Origin of the sequence: Clostridium sp. KNHs205 (assembly GCF_000702945.1) — a bacterium.
In the GTDB taxonomy this organism is placed as follows: domain Bacteria; phylum Bacillota; class Clostridia; order Lachnospirales; family Lachnospiraceae; genus Anaerocolumna.
The window spans coordinates 534,949-554,820 of sequence record NZ_JNLE01000005.1 but is presented as its reverse complement, the minus strand read 5'-3'; the positions used below and the strand labels follow the sequence as shown (position 1 = coordinate 554,820).

The window sequence follows — 19,872 nt, the reverse complement described above, 5'->3', positions numbered from 1 at the left end:
GCTGTAATTGCGTATTGACCTGTCTATTACTTCATGGTTTATAGTTGTATATGCAAGATTTTTTTGCAATAATAATTAGGAGGTCAATATGAAAAATATTAATATCAATAAAAATCTTTATCTTTTATTAGGCGGACAGCTCATATCGCAAATAGGTGATAAATTCTATGCGCTTGCGCTTGCTTACTGGGTTCTTCAGACCACACACTCACCTTCGATGATGGGTCTTGTGCTGTTTTCCTCCATGGCTCCCGCAATCGTGGCAGGTTTTCTTTCGGCGGGTATTATTGACTTTTTTAGCAGAAAAACACTTCTGGTCAGTACCGATATTATCAGGGGACTTGTTGTAACTGCGGTAGTTGTATCATATTATACAGGAGTGTTGAATCTGCATATAATCATAGCTGCAGAAGTAGTACTTTCCATATGCTCTGCATTCTTTGATCCTACAGTCCAGGCAGTAATTCCACAGATTGTGAATAAGGAAGAGCTGACCGAAGCTAATGCAAAAAGTCAGTTTTTAGGCGGCATTGCACTTGTTGCAGGGCCTTTGCTGGGGGGGATTTGTGCAGCATGGTGGGGGTATGGTTTTGTCTTTTCATTTAATGCTTTATCTTTTTTTATAGCTTCCATTCTTGCATCTATGCTTGCCATTAAACCTGAATTGAAAGAAGCTCATTTTAAGAAAAAGATCAAAGAAAACATTTTTGATAGTTTTATATATGTTTTCAGTAAAAGGAGTATAATTTCAATTGTGTCAGTAGTTGCCATTTTGCACTTTTTTGTGGGTTCAGTCCAGGTAATAATGCCGGTATTTGCCATAACTTTGAAGGGGAACGGGGCACAAAACCTGGGATACATAGAATCCTTTTATGGGATAGGTGTTATTTTAACAGGTTTTTTACTAAGTTTGATAAGCATAAATAACAAGGAAAAGAAATTCATGTACGGAGGCATCTGCTTTATCGGTCTGATCTATATGGCATTCGGCATTCTCAGCAATTCGGGTGTCCATGATATTATTCCATACTTTTTCATATTCTTTTTAATGAGCTCCGCGGTTGTTGGCATTAGCACTTGCTATCGCGCGATTCTGCAGAAAAATGTTGAGAATGAAATGGCAGGAGGGGTCTTCGGCATAATAGGCTCAGTGGGTAATTTCACCTATCCGCTCGCAATGCTCATATTCGGAGTATTGTTAGATTGGTTTAAATATGGACAATTGTTGATATTCTGCGGAATTATAATTATAATTCTGGGTCTTGTTTTATCCAAACTTAATAGACAGAGTACTGTTGCTTCAGTTTAAGGATTAGATAAACGACTGTTAACCTGGTAAAAGTTTCAGAATATACTTAAATAAAGAAAAGATGAGGTAATTATGGAATTATCTATAAGCAAAATTGCAGCCAAATTCGGGATTTCCAGGAGTACGTTATTATATTATGAGTCAATAGATCTTCTCAAACCATCTGCAAGGAATAAGGCAGGGTACCGGTTGTATAGTGATGCAGATACAGAACGACTAAGTAAAATTATGCTTTTTAGGGAAGCTGGAGTTCCGTTGGCTGAAATCGCAAATCTTTTAAATGCAGCAAATTTGGAGGTTACCGCACTGCTTTTGAAGAGGCTGGGAGAGCTGAATAAAGAAATAGAAGTAGTAAAAAAGCAACAGAATATAATTATTAAATTATTAGAAAACAGTATTTTGTATAAAAATTTAAGGAGTCTTGATGAAAGCACATGGCTGACAATATTGAATTCGGCAGGCATAAAAAGAGAAACGGCGGAGGAATGGCATTCCCAATTTGAAAAGCATTCGCCCTTGCAACATCAAAATCTTCTGGAGTTACTTGGATTTGATGATGACGAAATACACCATCAAAGAGAGCATTATAGAAACTTGAACAAAAAGTAACCTGTAAGATTAAGACTTGTTGTAACTGTGTATTTTCATGCAAATATACTCTGCCACCAAGGTCCCACCAGGTTCAAGCGGCATCTTTTTTGTTGCTTCACATCATACAGAATCAGTTTTTTTGGCTTAATAGAACAAAATAGATTATAATTGGAATGCACTCAGTGGTAAATGGGTGCATTTTACTGTAGAAAAAATAATAATCACTTTGATATCTCCAAATAACTGGTATATAATGGATACGATTAAGTGCTTTATTTTTTACAGGTACATTATTCAAACAAATGTATACTGAATGTAAGCTACCAAGTTCAGCTAATTACAAAAGGGAGAGTATCTGTGATAATAAAATAAGTAAGGATAGATCAGTAATATGTTGATTTTTGCAATTGTTTTGTTGTAACTTCTGTATAAAAATGGGGAGGTTGATTCCGATGGGGTGACTATATATCAACCCTCATATATTTCATGGAGGTCTAATGTACTTTAAAATATACAAAGCAATTAACAAAAATGAAGCAGCTGAAATAGATGAAGTTTGTGCTGACACAACATCGTATTTTAAGACATGACTTTTCGATTACTGATTTTATATAATTCTCATTGGAAAGGAGGCGGCTTATGAATTGGATACAAAGCTTAACGAGAGCTATTAATTACATTGAAAATCACTTGACCGACGATATTAACATTGAGGATGTATCACACCAGGCCTTTACATCCAGCTCACATTTTCAACTTATTTTTCATGTTGTAATCGGTATGACAGTCGGGGAGTATATTCGTAACAGACGTTTGAGTTTGGCAGCTTTCGATTTACTGCAGCCAGACAGCAGAATAATTGATGTAGCTATGCGATATCAATATGATACCCAGGAGAGCTTCTCCAAAGCATTTACAAGGTTTCACGGGATACCGCCATCAAAAGTGCAGCCGGGTAAGGTAAAACTGTTTCAGCCGCTTTCCATTAACATTACCATTCAAGGAGGATTTGAAATGTCACGTAATCTGATTGACGAGTTTTACTGGTGCGACGTGCAGGGGGAAAATGGCGAGAAATTGACTGATATGGAGAAATACAAAAGTATTGTTACCTGGGCAGCAAAAGCAAGAGGTCAAAATCCCGGCGTTTTTGATGCACTGACCGAATGGATACTGGATGATTCTCAATGGAGTGATGAAAAACTCACAGAAAATGAGCAAATCTTAATACAAGGTGTATTTGCACGGTTCAAAGAGCAGAATGCCCAGCTTCGGACATATCTGTCGGTATTAGAGCCTTCCGGTGTGGTTAACCAGGCGGTGTTCAAAGCATTGGATCGATTTGATGAGGAGCTGTCTGGGCAGGCTGCCGACAAGAGGCTGAAAGAGGTAGTAGAAAAAGTATTTAATGATTTTTCAACCATGAAGGAACGTGGAATACGGGAGCAGATTGCAGGAAATAAAACCGGCCCTTCCGGTACGGATAGTGTAGAGTTGTTTGGCTACATTAATTTCCTGAAAGATTGTGATGCAGGAGTTCAGTGGGCGTTGTTTATGCCGGATATGGTTGCAAGGCAGCAAAAGGATTTCGCAGTAGAAAGTTTTGAATACAGGAAGACGCCAGCCATGCGCTTTATTGGATGGGAAGGCGAGGAAATGAATAGTCTGGAAGCCCGTAAGAAAATATTTGGCGTGCTGGACAGTATGGACGAGTATAAATCAGACTTTTCCTATGATGTTTTGTTCATGCATCATAATGGGTTAGGTGTGGATGTTGGTCCTTGGCATGGTGTCTGGGGACGGTTTATGAAGGCGGAAACCCCTGTGCCGGATGGTTTTCTCTTTTTCGATTTCGTTCCCCATAACAATGGCAAGGCGGGTCTGCCCTATATATCCCAGTTTGCATATGCCACCTTCACTGGTGATATGGAGGCAATGCACGCAAGGGAAGGGTATGACAGTGATGCCATGTATGATGTCACCAGAAATATTATGCTTGGCCAAGGAGTACTGATTCCATATCCGGATAAATACTGGACAGCAGAAGTATTTCCAGAGGGTTGTGACAAATACAGCACCGCTTATATGTTTAGCGCGGAATTTTAATAAGTTTTTGAAAAAGAAGCCTTTGGGATGCTTAACCAATGCATTGTAAGAAAGCAGAGCAAATTTCATATCATTATGCGTTATAATTAACAAGATAACGATATCAGAAAAAGATATGAAATAGGGAAATGAAATAAACATATCAAATAAAAGAAATCAAATAAAAGTGAACTGTACCCCTTGTCAAGGACATTTAAAAAAAGAAAGGCACCTAATTTTTGGACACTTTCACTTAACTAGTACCTTGATTTTATACACTGTATTGTGGGGAGTATCCACAGTTTTAGATACAGCCCCTATGATGCCATGGTATTCTATGAAATTTATTGGTTTTTAGTATCTTTTAGTTCTGCTTTGACTCCAAGTTCCTCCGGTTTCTTAGCTATAGACGGCAAGGCAGGCACGTTTAAAACATCCAATGGATATTCGCCAGTGGTAACAAATTTGTAAAACTCATTCGGTGCAAGCTTTGCAAGATTCCATTGATAGCGCCGATTGTTGTAAAAATCCATGTAGTTATCAATGATGACTTGGACTTCGGCAAACTCGGTGCATCCAATAAGTTTTGCTTTGATGTGATCCTTCATATGTCCGAAGAAGCTTTCCTGTGGGGCATTATCCCAACAGTTGCCGCGACGTGACATTGATTGCCGAAGCTTTTTGTCATAAAGGATATTTATAAAACTGTGGCTAGTGTAGTGACAACCTTGATCACTGTGGACAATGGTTTCTGCATGTAGTGAAATTCCATGATCATCAACCAGTTTGTTAATTGTTTCAACTACGAAATCCACTTCCAGAGAGTCACTCAGCACATAGGAAAGTATCTGCTTGGTGAAAGCATCCAGGATAGTAGATAGATAAGCAAAGGTTCTGTTATAGGGGAGATAGGTTATATCAGTTAACAAAACCATTCTTTGACCATAACATTCGAACTCACGCTGAAGAAGGTTATCTGCGACAGAGCTGGTTTTTAGAGCCTTCGCCATTCTTTTATAAGGATTAGGGCCACGGTAAGGACAGGAGAGATGAAATTTATCCATCAACCTTCGAATCTTTTTAAGATTCATGATTACCGGCGGATCCATATGTATTAATGCCATATAGATGCCTCTGGCTCCTTTGGTATAGCCATGCATCTTGTAGGCAAGCAGGATCAGATCGAAATCTTCGTGATCCTTTTGTTCCTGAAGTTCACGAGTGGGAGCTGCTTTTACCCAGGCATAAAAACCACTCCGCGACACATTTGCTATGGAGCAAAGCTCCTTAACAGAAAGAGAATTATTGCTTAGCTGCATCGTACTGTAGATGATTTCGAAAACACAGGAAGAATCGTTCATAAGCCAAGCACCTACTTCTTTGTAGTTCTGATTGAGGAAATTTTTTTTAAAAACTCAACTTCCTGTTTCAGATAATCAACTTCATGCCTGAGCTGCATTAATTCATCTTTTTCAGATGTGGGTTTATCCGATGTCGATGTATTTGATTTTATCAATCTGTGAGAAGCGTAACCTTGGTGAAACCCACCGTGCTTTTTGTATTGTTCCTGAATGCGGTTAGCAATGCCCCCTATCCGGTTGCCAAGGAGTTCAGGATCATAACCATGATCTATTAGAATCTGCCTCGGAAATTCTCCTGCTTGGTATTCAGCGTGGAAGATTTCTTTAAACTTTTTGGTAAAGGATAATCGAGTCCTAGTAACGCTGTGAGTATATGGATTCTGACGTAGTAGCTGCATTTGCTCATCGGTAAACTGCTTTCTGCTCATGATATTCCTCCTGATCTGAATTAAGAATACCATGAACAAAAGGATGTGTCCAAGAAAAAGGAAACAATAAATGCACAGTGTCCATAATTAAGGATATATTTAGTAAGGATGTCTGAAAGACAGGTCTTCACTAAATAAAGTGTCCACGGTTATGGGTACATTATAGATAAAGATTATAGATAAAGAAATCAGATAAAGATATAGAAAAATCAAATAAAGATATCAAATACAGAAATGAAGATAAAGATATCAAATAAAGTTATTAAGTAAAGATAATAAAGAAATTATAAAAGTAAGCATGAGAGCTGTTGCATATTAATTGTAAGGCTGTAAGACTCCCGATGGCTTTCCTTTACTGCTCTGTCTGGAAGACAGATTGCCGACTTCGTGTGCTAAAATCGAACAATTCTGTCCGATTACAGCATGAAATTGACTGGTATTTTGAGGTCGGTGTGTAAAGAAAAGTCAGGGGCCATCTTTTAGCAGTACTATTTAATGTAACAGCTCTTTTTCTATAGAAAACAGTCGGATATTTTTCTGTAGAAAAACAGCTTAATCCTTTGAAACTTGTTAAATTCTGGTATATAATGGATGGAGGATATATGCTTAACGAGAACTTGGAAAAGTATATGTTATTATACGAATTATAAGAAAATAAAAAAATAAAAGTGCAAGGGGAGTAAAAGAATGCCTTTCTTCTTTTTTGATGAAGATCTGAGTAATAATGTCATTGTACAGGAAGCGTTAAAAAAGATTTGTTTTGAAAAATTAATGGCTGAAGGATATTGCGATATGAATTCAGTGTTTAACAGACCGCAATTAAAGAGGGAAGAAATTGCTTTTGAATTAGCCAAGATAAATTCACCATTGGCAAGCCTGTTTAAGCGAATATATCCTAAAACCATAGTGGAAGCCAAAAAGAGACTTTTAGCTGTTTTAGAGAAAGAAGCTTTGGATATAAAACAATTGAATTATTATAGTATGTTTGCAATTGTATATTATATTTATCGAACGATACCCACATACGAAGAGCGCAGTCAAAGAACCCAGGGGATGTTTGAGTCCTGGAAGAAGTATCTATATGAGTTTACCGGGAATTTTTTAAGCAGTGATTTGGATCTAAGAATTTCCGGAGGTATCATTTTTGATTTTAATACGGTTGATTTGCGAGTCATAAGGTCTATATCAAATTATGTGGATTTACTGGATGAGATCAGAATGCCGGAGAAAAAAGTCTTTTTCAGAGGACATAGTGACATATCTTATAGATTGTTGCCATCAATTTTTCGTAAGGAAGAATGGCTGCATAATGAAAAAAAGATGTATCAGGAATTACAGATCAATTGCCCGGATGATTTTTCCCGCATGAAAAATCACCTGGAGACATTGGCTGAAATGCAGCATTATGGATTACCCACGAGATTATTGGATATTACACAAAATCCGCTGATTGCCTTATATTTTGCATGTGAAAGCCGTGATACCTACTCAGGAGAGGTAATCCTTTTTTCAATAGATAAAGATAATATCAAGTATCCGCAAAGTGATACGGTGGCATTATTAGCTTCATTACCGCTTTTTACAAATACGGTACAGAGAGATTTTTATTTCGCATCCAAGGATAAAACCTTGACTTTGGATACCTTTAACAAAAGGATAACACGCCTGGTTCAAGAAGTACGATTAGAACGGCCCGGCTTCAAGGATGAAGTTCTGCCTGAAGATCTAAGCAAAAGTGTTGTTGTTATTCCATCCCGTAATAACAGGAGAATTGACAGGCAGGAAGGTGCATTTATCATTTGCGGTTTATTGGAGGAAATCTATGGAACTGAAACAAGGAATTCCATAACAGATTTGAGAGCAAAAGATATAGATGGCAAAAAGATAGTCTGTGTTATTGGCTCAAAAGATAAAATACAGAAGCAATTGAACTCCTTGGGAATAAATAAAGCAAGAATATATCCAGAAATCGATGATGTTGCGGATTACATAAAAAATCATACGAACGAATTGTAGGGTATTAGATTGAGTCAGGTAGGCTTAGGATTTTGACACAACCCAATCTGTTCAGTTCATCAAAGGCAATAGTTAAGCAAGATATAATAAACAGTAAAATTGTAGCGGTATCCATATTCCTGCTTATGAATTATTTTAATTATGATGTGTTATAATGTTTGAAATAATTAAATGTTTTAATAAGAAAGAGGTAAATAAGATGAATGCTCAATTCGATCCGAATAATAATATTATCAAGCTCTGCCTCCAGGGGATGATTATGGAAGAAAACAAAAAAGCGGAAGAAGCAGCTCTATTGTTTCAGAAAGCCTGGACGGAAGCAACAGACGATTTTGAAAGATTTTTTGCTGCTTATTATGTCAGCCGGCACCAAAAAAATGTCTCAGATAGATTAAAATGGTTAGAAGAGGCTTTGCAGCTTGCATTAAAGGTAAATGAAATAACTGTTATTAGTGCGCTGCCATCATTATATTCAAATATTGCCCAATGCTATCACGACTTAGGGGATTTTGAGGAGGCTCGGAGAAATGAGGATTTATCCAAATCCAGTAAGTTAAAACACAATGACAAAGGGCCCTTTTATCATGGGACAAAAGCGGATTTGCAGATTGGTGATATGCTTACACCAGGTGGAATTTCTAATTATAAGCCTGAACTTAAAATGAATCATATCTATTTCACAGCCATATTAAACGGAGCCGGACTTGCTGCCGCTTTGGCAAGAGGAGATGGAAGAGAACGTGTTTATGTTGTTGAACCACTGGGTGAATTTGAAAATGATCCCAATGTAACAGACAAGAAATTTCCCGGCAATCCCACACATTCCTATCGTTCTCAAGAACCCCTGAAAATTGTCGGTGAAGTAACAGAATGGTTGCGACAGACACCAGAAGAACTTCGTAATTGGCGTGAAAGGTTGGCCAATAATAAAGGTGAAATTATTAATTGAAGGCATTTCTTACAGATTGATTACTCTAAATATTATTGGAAACCTTTGACTCTGACACCGTGTCGCACTTTATAATAAAAATAAAAAAGAAACGAGGTTATGATATGGAATTACAAACAATCAGCCAGGTGTCAAGAGATTATGGGATTTCTACAAGAATGTTACGTTATTATGAGCAGGTAGGATTAATTCAAAGTCTGCGAAAAGAAGATTATGCTTACCGGCTCTATGATGAAACGGGCATAAGCCGTTTGCGGCAAATCATTGTATTGCGTAAGCTGCGGGTTCCCGTAAAGCAAATTGTAAGTATACTTAACAATAATGATGCAGCGGAAGCTGTTGAGATTTTCAGGCAAAACATAAGTGAAATAGACGGCGAAATTACCGCGCTGTCTACTGTTAAATCCATATTAATGCGTTTTATTGAGGAAATCAATGAAAAAGCTGATGTTAATTTAAAGCTCCTCGGTGATGAAGCTGTATTCTCCGTTATAAGCTCTCTTTCTTTTTCTGATAATCAAATCAAAGAAACGAGGGAGAGTTTATCAATGGAAGAATTGAACAAAGCAAATGAAGAATTAATGAAACTGGAGGATAAGGATGTACGGATTGTATACTTGCCGCCAATGACTGTGGCCGCCGGTTTTGCTACGGGTGAAGACTGTGTAGACAAAGCATCGGACTTAGTGAATAAGTTTATAAAAGAGAGCGGGCTGCTAAAAATTAAGCCCGACGCAAGAGGTTTCGATTTTGACTACATAGAAGGCTCAGGAAAATCAGGAGAAAATTTGAATGGGCATGAAGCGTGGGTGTCCGTTCCCGACAATATGGAAATACCTGCACCGTTAGTAAAAAGAGAGTTCATCGGTGGATTATATGCTGCTCATGTGTTAAGGGCATGGGACTTCCAGGATTGGCGGAGGCTGAAGGAATGGGTTAATGCAAGTGATAGATACGAGAATGACTGGGCATCTCCCAGATGGGAATCGGCCGAGACAGGTAATGGACAAGGTTTTGAAGAAACCTTGAATCTTTATAATTTTATCCAAAAGCACAATGCAGAAATGAGTTATTTACAACTTGATCTTTTGCTGCCAATCAGAGAAAAGTAAATAACCTAACTATGTCAATACCAAATTGTGTTGAAACTATAAGAAGTTTGTGTGATAATAGATTTTAGCTGGATAATATATTATTAAATGCTGTGCTCCATTACTGCTTTGCATAAATGACAGTAACCTGTTGTGTTGCTAAAGCATGTAAAAATTGGTTTAGAATTGAAAGGTGGATACAAAATGTCAATAAACGATATGGAAAAAATGAAAAAATTTATAGAAGAGAAAAAAACCAAAGGCGGTTACTTACAAGCCGAAAAAAAGATTGGATCAGGTAAAGTTGAAAAAAAGCATAAAAATATAGGCCTGGAATTTACAAGATCCGATAAAATATCTCAATAGGAAAAGTATAAAACATATTATTTATATTATAAATATCACCAAAATAAATTCAAAAATAACTTCAAAATATTTCGAAATATCTTCAATCACGTGTTACTGTGGTTGGAGATATTTTTTTTGCAACGACTTCAGTACGACTTACACTGCATAAATTTTATATATCTGGCAGAAAATAAATAAAATCTTAAATAAATGCTATAATAAAATATTGTGCTATTTTTTTGAAAAAACAGAGGATCTGTGAGAAGACAAGCATCTTGTCTGAAGATTTCTTAATTAAGGAGGAGCTTTCATTGCTGGTCTTATTGTATGGAATTAATTTTTATATACATTCGCCGTTACGGCAGGTTATTTTATTGATACTGGTTGCATTAATCTGTTTTGTTCTATTAATGCTTTATAACCGATTTAATCATTTTGGTAAGAAAGTGAATTTCCCAGCCTATTCCCTGGGAGAAGGAGATAACACGGGACCAAAGGATTGGGAGCAGCAGATGCTTAAGCTGGCAGAAGACCATAGTCAGGTCAAACTAACCGGTTACAGCTTTGTTCTTAACGATTACAACCAGATTGCCTATAAAAAACTGAATAAAATCAGGAACAGAATTTCTGCCTTATCCACGGATATCATTGCATTGATTCCGGCAGCACGCTGGCTCTTTGACAATTTTCAGATGATGTACCGGGAAATTAAAAAAGTGCGTACCTCCGGAACGAGCTATGCTGTGTTGCCGGTCCTAAAGGGAAAGGAATATCATAATTTTCCCCGCATTTATATTGTGGCCAAGAGGATGGTTGCTCTTTCCGGCGGCCATTTAAGTGAAGAAAATATTTCCGTTATGTTAACAGCTTATCAGCAAAAACTACCGCTTACAGACAAGGAAATCTGGGTTTTACCGGAAGTACTGGGCTTTTGTCTTCTTGAAGAAATCATTGTAATTGCAGATGAAATTCTTTCTATCATCGATGTGAAGTCGAAGGCAGAAGATTTTTTAAGGGATAAATTAGAAGACAATCAAGCTGCAGCTGATATAGCGGCATTGCTTTGTGATATAGAAGAGAATCTGAAGCTGAATTACTCTTTCCATGCACATGTAATGTACCTGCTGAAAAATATCTCCTTTGATGAGACTTCCCTTCAAAGATACCTGGAATATCATTTTGCTTCCTTGGAAAAACAGGTGAAAATTTCCGATTTAATCCTGGAGGAAGGAAGGGTAGAAGCCTTCCTTGAGTCTAAAATACGTACTTTAATTGTCAGTCTGAGGGATATCAATGAAGTGGATGAGGAAAAATTCTTTCAGAATTATTCCTGTCTGGAGCAGATTTTGTCCCAGGACCCTGAGGGTGTCTATTCAAAGATGGATTTAGAAGCCAGAGGTATGTATCGCGGGGTTATTGTAAAATTATCACACCGTTATCGACTGCTGGAAGAGAAGATAGCAAAGGATTGCCTGGAACTGGCAGTTCAGGGAAGAGAGGATCTGCATTGTTCACATCACGTGGGTGCCTATCTTTTGGGTAAGGGTTATCCGCTTTTGAAAGCAAAGATATTAGATAAACCAATCCCCACTGCTATCAGGAAAAGGAGGAATTTTAAAGGTTTCCTTTATTTTCTTTCCCTGTTCCTAGTAACTCTTGCACTGAGTGTCTGCCTGCTCTATGCATTCCGGGAACTTGGCGGACTTACAAGCGTCAGCCGCCAGATTATTACCCTGTTGGTGGTTATGCCGTTGCTTATAGGAATTTCAATAGAGATTATAAATTTTATTTTTACCCGAAGAATAAAGGTCAGGAAGATTCCTTCCCTGGACTATCTGAAGGAAATACCAGAGGAGGCAAGAACCTTTGTAGTCATGCCGGTCATAGTCTCAAACAAGGAACAGGGCCTTACGTATATGGAACGGCTTGAGAAGCATTATCTGGCAAATGGGCAGCCCAATCTTTTCTTCGCCTTGCTGCTTGATTTTGAGGATTCTCAGGAAGAGGTAATGCAAAAGGATGAGGTAATCCAGAATGCTCTTGTTGCACGGATGAAGGAGCTGAATGAGCGTTATCCATCGGAGCGGCAGCGCTTTTCCCTGTTCTTTCGCTGCCGGAAATGGAATGAAGCGGAGAACTGCTATATGGGATGGGAGCGCAAGAGAGGAAAGCTGGAGGAGTTTAATAACCTTTTAATTGGAGCGGGTAAGGAGAATACCACCTTTACTTCAATTTATTGTGATAAGGAGCTGCTTACCACCTTCCGGTATGTGATTACACTTGATGCTGATACGAATCTGCTTCGTGACAATGCTGCAAAGCTGGTTGGACTCATTGACCATCCTTTGAATAAACCAATTCTTGATACCTCAGGCAGGAAGGTAAAGGAGGGTTATGTCATCATTCAGCCCTCGGTAAGGAATCATATCGTAGGTAAGAACGGCAGCAGGTTTACAAAAATCTTTGGCGGGGAATCTGGACTTGACCATTACGGAACTGTAATATCAGACATTTACCAGGATATCTTCGGTGAAGGTATCTATACCGGAAAAGGTGTTTATGATATAAAAGCTTTTCACGAGCTGCTTCATAATAAGGTACCGGAGAATCGGATTCTTAGCCATGACCTTTTTGAAAGCTGCTACGCACGAACAGCTTTTTCCAGTGCAGCTAAGATTATGGACACCTTTCCCAACAGCGTTTTATCCTTTACCAAAAGAGAACACAGATGGCTGCGAGGAGACTGGCAGCTCCTGCCCTGGCTGTTTATAAGGAAAACTGGGGACGGAAGAGGTTTAAGCCCGCTGTCAAAATGGAAGATCTTTGATAACCTGAGACGAAGTCTGGTGCCTCTGAGTAAGATACTGTTTATTTTGCTGAATCTGGCATGGATGGGAGAAGCATTTTACCTTTTTATTCCCTTTGTTTTCTTTAGCGATGTATTTAGTTTGATTATTTTATTGATTGCAGTAATTACCCAGAAATTTCTCCGGCCGAACCTTGCTCTTATCTATAAAGATTTTTTGAAGGAGCTTGTAACCATGGCAGAGAGGACCTTTCTGGAGTTTACAATCACTCCCTACAGAGCTTATGTTGCATCGGATGCAATTGTAAGGACTCTCTACCGGATCTGTATCAGCAAAAAAAATCTGCTTCGCTGGAATACAGCGGAAGCAGTGGACAGCTCTATTATCAATACCAGAAAAGGATATTTCCTTACCATGTGGAGTAATTTTCTGCCGGTATTTGTGCTTTTGATAATTTTATTTGCGGGATTATTAAATCCGGCGGGAATTATTCTGGCAATAATTCTGCTTCTTGACTGGAGCTTTGCTTTTGAGCTCTCTTATCGGATCAGTCAGCCGGAGAAGAAAGCACATCAGGGGGATAATGCACAGGATAAGGAAATGGTGCTGGATACTGCACGCAGAACCTGGCAGTTCTTTAAGGACCTTTCTACGGGGAAAAATAACTGGCTCTGCCCGGATAATTGTCAGATTGGGATGGTTCCAAAAATCAGTGACAAAACCTCGCCTACCAACATCGGTCTTCAATTTCTGGCTATTCTCTCAGCCAGGGATTTGGGGTTTGAAACTCTGAGCTCTACCCTGGAGGCCGCAGAACATCTGATGGAAACGGTCTATAAATTGGAGAAATGGAAAGGGCATCTCTATAATTGGTATCACGTCGAAACCTTGGAGGTACTTAATCCTGCCTATATATCAACGGTAGACAGCGGTAACTTTTTCGGACACCTGGTTGCCTTGAAGAATGGTTTGCTGGAACAGGCCGATAAGCCGGTTTATCCGGACTGTTTATTATCTGAACTAAAAGTTGCGCTAAGAAGAAGCAACGAGGAAATCCAGCAAAGAACAGGTGCTACTGCCGGTTACGAGCTTAAGGACAGATATACAAGTATAAGTGAGCTGGTGGAGGATATTGCGGATATCTGGGAAGATTTAAACGATAAGGAGCTTGTTCCACCTGGAGATTACCGCTATACCAGGCAGTTAATGAGTACCATTGACAGCATAGTCAATGAAGCCTCCGGGTTAAAGCTGAAGGAAGAGAGCTTTTCTTCCTGTTCTACCCTTCGCTGCATTGCAGCGAAGGACAATAAATTTGCCAATAACATGCTTAACCGTATTAATGTACTCAGTAATAAAATAGAATACCTTTTGACAAATGTTGATTTCCACTGTTTATTTAATGATAAGAGAGCTCTCTTTCATATCGGATACCACGTATCCTCTCATATGCTGGATGAAGGCTGTTATGACCTTATGGCATCAGAATGTGCACTTACAAGTCTTCTTGCGATAGCGAAAGGGGAAGTTCCACTAAAGCATTGGTATAAACTTGGAAGGCCGCTGACGCTCGTAGGGGGAATTCCGTGCTTTGTATCCTGGAGCGGTACCATGTTTGAATATCTGATGCCGAATATCGTATTTAAGGAGTATGAAGGCTCTGTTTATGCACAGACCTCAAGGGCAGCAGTGCTTCAGCATAGAAAGTATGCGGAGGAAACCAGGATACCCTGGGGAATATCTGAATCCCAGTATTACCGTTTTGATTTAAATTCCAATTACCAGTACCAGGCCTTCGGTGTTCCGAAGATAAGACTTCAGCCGGTCCGCAGGAATTCCCTGGTGGTTGCTCCTTATGCAACCATGCTGGCGCTGGATATCGCTGAAGAAGAATGTATGACGAATCTCAGGCGGTTGAAGGAATTAGGAGCTTTCAGCGATTACGGTTTTTATGAGGCGGTGGATTTTAACGTACCGAATTCCGTGGATATGACACCTTATTGTATTGTGAAATCCTATATGGCACATCATCAGGGGATGAATCTGGCTGCCATTAATAACTATCTCAATGAGGGAATTCTACGGGAGAGATTTCACGCAGAGATGATGATAAAAGCAACAGAAGTCCTGCTGGAGGAAAAACGCCAGTCCCATCTGATTTCCATTGCCAAGCATGGATACACCATAAAAATTGGTAAACCACTGTTTAAAGAAGTTACTTACAGTAACCGATATGTGAACAGTGTAGCCATGAATCCACCCCTTGTAAATTATCTGTCAAACGGCAAGTATTCACTGATGATTACCTCTGATGGAGATGGTTTTAGTAAATATGAAGACAGGATGCTATATCGCTTCCGATCTGATATTTATGCAAATACAGGTAATTATATTTATATCAAGGATATGAATAAGGGAAGGGTTTGGAGCACCACTTATCATCCCACCAGAACAGAGCCGGAGGATTATCAGGTGATATTCTCGCCGAACCAGGCAGAATACAAACGCAGGGATGGGGATATCACAACCCATATGATTGTGAGCCTGGATGCGGACCGGGATTTTGAAATCCGAAAGGTTACCTTTACCAATCACAGTAATGAGGAAAAACGTTTGGAGGTGACCAGTTACCTGGAGGTGGTGGATGATACCCATCCGGCAGAATTAAGCCATCCTGCTTTTAATAAGCTCTTTTTGGAAAGTGAGTATCTGGAAGAACAGGAAATCTTCCTCTCTAAAAGAAGGCGAAAGAAAGAGGACGATAATCCTTATCTTATGCATATGGTCAGAACAGGAGCGAAGCTTTGTAAAAAGGTAGAGTACGAAAATGACAGAAAGCGTTTTATCGGAAGAAACAATACCCTGGAGAATCCGGATTCCGTTGTTAGCAGTATTGCTTTTTTCAATAATTCCGGCTTTTGCAATGATCCGATTATGAGCCTGCGGGCACAGCTATGCATAGGGCCGGGTGAAACCGCCTGTATATCATTTATAACCGGAGTATGTGGCAGCAAAGAGGAGGCAGTAAAAATCGCCGGGGAATTTAATCTAAGCTACCGGGTGGATGATATTCTGGAGAAATTCCGTCTTCAGAAGGAGCTGGAATTAAAGTATCTGGAAATTACGAACCTTCAGCTGAACGCATTTCAGGATCTGATCAGCCCTATTTTCTATACTGCCAAAGCTTACAGAGGTCCGGTTGAAAATATAAGGCGAAACTTTAAGAATCAGAGCTTCTTATGGAAATTCGGCATATCCGGTGATAATCCCATTCTGCTGTTATTGGTTCGTTCCAATGCAGAAGAAAAAATTGTAAAGGACGTCTTAAAGGCTTACGAATATCTGAGAATTAACCGTATTATGGTAGATCTGGTTATACTGCTGGATTCCAAGCATGGTTATTTTCAGGAAGTGGATATCTTAATAAATGATATAACAAGCTCTCTTCGGATCTATGATTCAGGAAGCGAGAAGCCGAGTTTTTTTATGCTGCATACCTATGAAATGATACCGGCAGAGATTGATCTGCTGTATACGGTTGCAAGTGTTGTATTTTCAGAAAAAACGGGTATTTACTTTACCCATCTGAAAGAAAATATGTTTGAGTTACTGGAAGAATAAATTTCTATATGGGCAGCTAGGACAAATCGGCTCGTGGTATACAAGGGAGCTTTTGGTTTAAGGAGGAAGAGGCTTTGGATACAGCATATGCACCAACGATAGAGGAGAAAGAAAAAGAGAACTATGAGTTTTTTAACGGCTTCGGAGCATTTGCCTGTGAGGGCAGGGAGTATGAAATTCTGCTGGAGGGTAATAACAGGCCCCCGGCACCCTGGATTAATGTTATCTCTAATAAGAACTTTGGTTTCCAGATATCAGAATCCGGTGCAGGCTTTACCTGGAGTATCAACAGCAGGGAGAATAAACTTACACCCTGGTCCAATGACCCTGTAAGTGACAGAGCCTCTGAGGCAATCTATATTCTGGATGAAGTAACCGGTGAGGTGATGACACCAATGTCCCTGGGGAGAGCTGACAGGGGAACTTACCGGGTAAGGCATGGTTTTGGATACAGCAGATTCCTACATGAAGAAGGGCTTATAGACCAGGAACTGACAGTTTTTACTCCTTTGGACGAATCACTTAAGTTATGGAATCTCAAGCTGAAAAATAATTCAGACAAAGTAAAGTATTTAAGCCTTACCTATTATGTGGAATGGGTCTTAGGTACACAGAGGGAGAATACCAATCCTTATATTCTGACCACTTATGACAATGAGCATGAGTATTTATACGCAAAGAACATCTATACCCTGAATTTTGGGAACAGCTTTTCCTATTTGTTTTCCAGTGAGATGATTGTCGGCTATACCGGCGACAGGCAGGAGTTTCTGGGGCAGAAGGGCAATATTAGAGAACCCAAGGGAGCGGAAGTCAAACTGTCCTGTAATACTGGTGTATGCTATGATTCCTGCGGAGCAATCCAGGTATCTGTTGCAATACAACCCGGGGAAAGCAAAACGGTAGTGTTTGGAATCGGTCAGAGCAGTGACCTGAACGAAATAAAACAAATAAGATATAAATACAAAGATATAACAGCTGCCGGAAATGAGCTTGATAAGGTGAAGGCTTACTGGGACAGGTTACTTGGGGCAGTTCAGGTAAAGACAAAGGACAGGGCAACAGATATCCTGGTGAACGGATGGCTGCTCTATCAGTCGGTATCCTGCCGTATTAATGCAAGAGCCGGTTTTTATCAATGCGGAGGAGCTTATGGCTACCGGGATCAGCTTCAGGATACCCTTTCACTTCTCTTCACGGATTCGAGTATTTTACGAAAGCAAATACTAATTGCCTGCAGCAGACAGTTTGAGGAAGGGGATGTTCAGCATTGGTGGCATCCCCCTATGGGAATAGGGGTAAGAACAAGAATATCCGACGATTTGCTGTGGCTGCCTTATTGCACAGCCGCTTATATTCGAAGTACCGGAGATACTGGGATTTTAAAGGAGAAGGTACAATATATAAAAGGACCGGTACTAAGAGAAGACCAGCATGATGTAATGTTTACGCCGGAAATCTCTGAGCTTTCCGAAAGTGTATACGAACATTGTAAAAAAACCATAGAGCGGACCTGTTTCGGAGAACATGGGCTTCCTCTTATGGGAGGCGGAGACTGGAATGACGGTATGAATGAGGTAGGAATGCTGGGGAAGGGAGAAAGTGTCTGGCTGGCCTGGTTCTTATATACTGTATTGGGTGATTTTATACCTTTATGCAATCAGGAAAATGACACAGCCTATGGTCTGGAACTGGAACAGAAACGGGAGCTACTGCTTCAAAACATCGAAGAACATGCCTGGGATGGAGAGTGGTATCTTCGGGCTTTTTATGATGACGGCTCGAAACTTGGCTCAAAGGAAAACGATGAATGCAGACTGGATTCCATCAGTCAGTCTTGGAGCGTAATATCAAAGGGGGCAAAAACAGAACGTGCAAAAACTGCAATGCAGTCGGCATGGCGGTATTTAGTAATGGAGGAGGAAGCTCTTTCCTTACTTTTAGCACCACCCTTTAATAAGACCAGTAAAAATCCGGGTTATATCAAAAATTATATCCCCGGCATACGGGAAAACGGAGGGCAGTATACCCATGCGGCAGTTTGGCTGGCAATTGCCACCTCCATGCTGCATGACTGTAACATGGCTCAAAGCCTGTTCTCCATACTTAATCCCATTAACATTACCCAGAACAGAAAAGATGCACTCAGGTATGAGAAAGAACCTTATGTAATGACAGCCGATATCTCCCTTAGTCCGCCTTATACCGGCAGAGGAGGCTGGAGCTGGTATACCGGGTCTGCAGGCTGGATGTACCAGGGGTTGTTATGCTGGTTTCTGGGCATTCGGAAAGAGGGAGAGGAGTTGATTATCGATCCGGCCACGCCGTCAAGTTTCGGTGAATACACCGTTGAATATAAGTATGGAAATTCCCTTTATGAAATCAGGGTTGAGAGCAGAAGCAAGGGAATACTGACAACGGAAACAATCACAGCAGATGGCAGCTTAATTCAGGGTAACAGAGTTTTTTTAAAGGATGATGGAGAAAAGCATCTGATTATTGTATAATTCCCTGTTTTGTTATATCTGATATCCTTCCATACATCCAGCTGTGAAAGCAGGATGTATGGAAGTCTTACTGAAATCCATGGTTGGGCAGGGAATCCTAGCCAGGCGCAAGGGGCAGTAAAAAAGATTTTGTTTAGAGCAATCGTAATAGTAATAATAGCTAAGTAATGATAGCTAAGAAATGAAATCTAAGAAATGAAATCTAAGAAATGAAATCTAAGAAATGAAATCTAAGAAATGAAATCTAAGAAATGATATCTAAGAAATGAAATCTAAGTAATGATATCTAAGAAATGAAATCTAAGAAATGATATCTAAGAAATGAAATCTAAGTAATGATATCTAAGAAATGAAATCTAAGAAATGATACTCTAATAATGTATCTAAGTAATAATACCTAATAATGATATATTACATTAAAAAATGCCAAAAAATGAATAAAAAAAGCAAAATAATACAATTACATTTGATTGTAAACATATTATAATAAAATTAATCTAAAAAATATATTTTTCGATACTTTCCTGGGCCGGCAGCAGTTATTATACTTCTTAACCTTGTTGATAAGACAGATCCTCAAGAGAGATTTTGCATGTAGAAGGACTCTCATAAAACGGATATACGGTTAATTAATATGGAAGCTTAGCTGCAGGTCTTCTTATTTCCTGCTCGTAGAGATTCTATTTGTATTTCAATCCTATTCAAAGACGAATTTGCAATAATAAAATATCCTGTGATACTGCCTGTTTAAATAATTTA

At 39.3% G+C, this 19,872-nt stretch carries 11 protein-coding genes; 9 read left to right on the top strand and 2 right to left on the bottom strand.

What is annotated here, in order from left to right; translation table 11 throughout:
• Positions 1 to 88 precede the first annotated feature (88 nt).
• The 3 genes from BR73_RS0122040 (at position 89) to BR73_RS27820 (ending at position 4,006) form a co-directional block, all read left to right on the top strand.
• The gene (locus BR73_RS0122040) at positions 89 to 1,309 is read left to right on the top strand and encodes an MFS transporter (protein ID WP_033168027.1); all 1,221 of its coding nucleotides are present in this window, start codon (positions 89 to 91) and stop codon (positions 1,307 to 1,309) included.
• Positions 1,310 to 1,381: 72 nt separating this feature from the next.
• On the top strand, positions 1,382 to 1,918 hold the full coding sequence (locus tag BR73_RS0122035) for a MerR family transcriptional regulator (protein WP_033168026.1): 537 nt from the start codon (positions 1,382 to 1,384) through the stop codon (positions 1,916 to 1,918).
• Positions 1,919 to 2,539: 621 nt separating this feature from the next.
• Positions 2,540 to 4,006 carry an AraC family transcriptional regulator gene (locus BR73_RS27820; RefSeq protein WP_051685488.1) on the top strand — a complete coding sequence of 489 codons (1,467 nt, stop codon included), beginning with the start codon at positions 2,540 to 2,542 and terminating at the stop codon, positions 4,004 to 4,006.
• Positions 4,007 to 4,329: 323 nt separating this feature from the next.
• Here the strand turns inward: BR73_RS27820 and BR73_RS0122025 are convergent, their stop codons facing one another.
• Together BR73_RS0122025 and BR73_RS0122020 are read right to left on the bottom strand one after the other, a co-directional pair.
• A complete protein-coding gene (locus BR73_RS0122025; protein ID WP_033166643.1) occupies positions 4,330 to 5,346 on the bottom strand; it encodes an IS3 family transposase in 1,017 nt (338 codons plus the stop codon).
• An 11-nt stretch (positions 5,347 to 5,357) separates the two neighbouring features.
• Positions 5,358 to 5,774, bottom strand: coding sequence for an HTH domain-containing protein (locus BR73_RS0122020; protein WP_033164931.1), 417 nt, complete (start codon positions 5,772 to 5,774; stop codon positions 5,358 to 5,360).
• Positions 5,775 to 6,461: 687 nt separating this feature from the next.
• Between BR73_RS0122020 and BR73_RS27815 the strand changes: the two genes are divergently transcribed.
• The 6 genes from BR73_RS27815 to BR73_RS0121995 all read left to right on the top strand — a co-directional run bounded on the left by BR73_RS27815 (position 6,462) and on the right by BR73_RS0121995 (position 19,113).
• On the top strand, positions 6,462 to 7,790 hold the full coding sequence (locus tag BR73_RS27815) for an FRG domain-containing protein (RefSeq protein ID WP_051685487.1): 1,329 nt from the start codon (positions 6,462 to 6,464) through the stop codon (positions 7,788 to 7,790).
• A 199-nt stretch (positions 7,791 to 7,989) separates the two neighbouring features.
• Positions 7,990 to 8,739: an NAD(+)--rifampin ADP-ribosyltransferase gene (gene arr, locus BR73_RS29820; RefSeq protein WP_033168025.1), complete on the top strand. Its 750-nt coding sequence runs from the start codon at positions 7,990 to 7,992 to the stop codon at positions 8,737 to 8,739.
• Between the two features lie 104 nt (positions 8,740 to 8,843).
• Positions 8,844 to 9,851, top strand: coding sequence for a MerR family transcriptional regulator (locus BR73_RS0122005; protein WP_033168024.1), 1,008 nt, complete (start codon positions 8,844 to 8,846; stop codon positions 9,849 to 9,851).
• Positions 9,852 to 10,034: 183 nt separating this feature from the next.
• Positions 10,035 to 10,196: a hypothetical protein gene (locus BR73_RS28885; protein ID WP_156034885.1), complete on the top strand. Its 162-nt coding sequence runs from the start codon at positions 10,035 to 10,037 to the stop codon at positions 10,194 to 10,196.
• Between the two features lie 293 nt (positions 10,197 to 10,489).
• Positions 10,490 to 16,606 (top strand): glucoamylase family protein, encoded by a 6,117-nt coding sequence (locus BR73_RS0122000; RefSeq protein ID WP_033168023.1) that lies wholly within the window; start codon positions 10,490 to 10,492, stop codon positions 16,604 to 16,606.
• 74 nt (positions 16,607 to 16,680) lie between these two features.
• Positions 16,681 to 19,113, top strand: a complete 2,433-nt coding sequence (locus tag BR73_RS0121995; protein ID WP_051685486.1) for a hypothetical protein — start codon at positions 16,681 to 16,683, stop codon at positions 19,111 to 19,113.
• Positions 19,114 to 19,872: the final 759 nt, after the last annotated feature.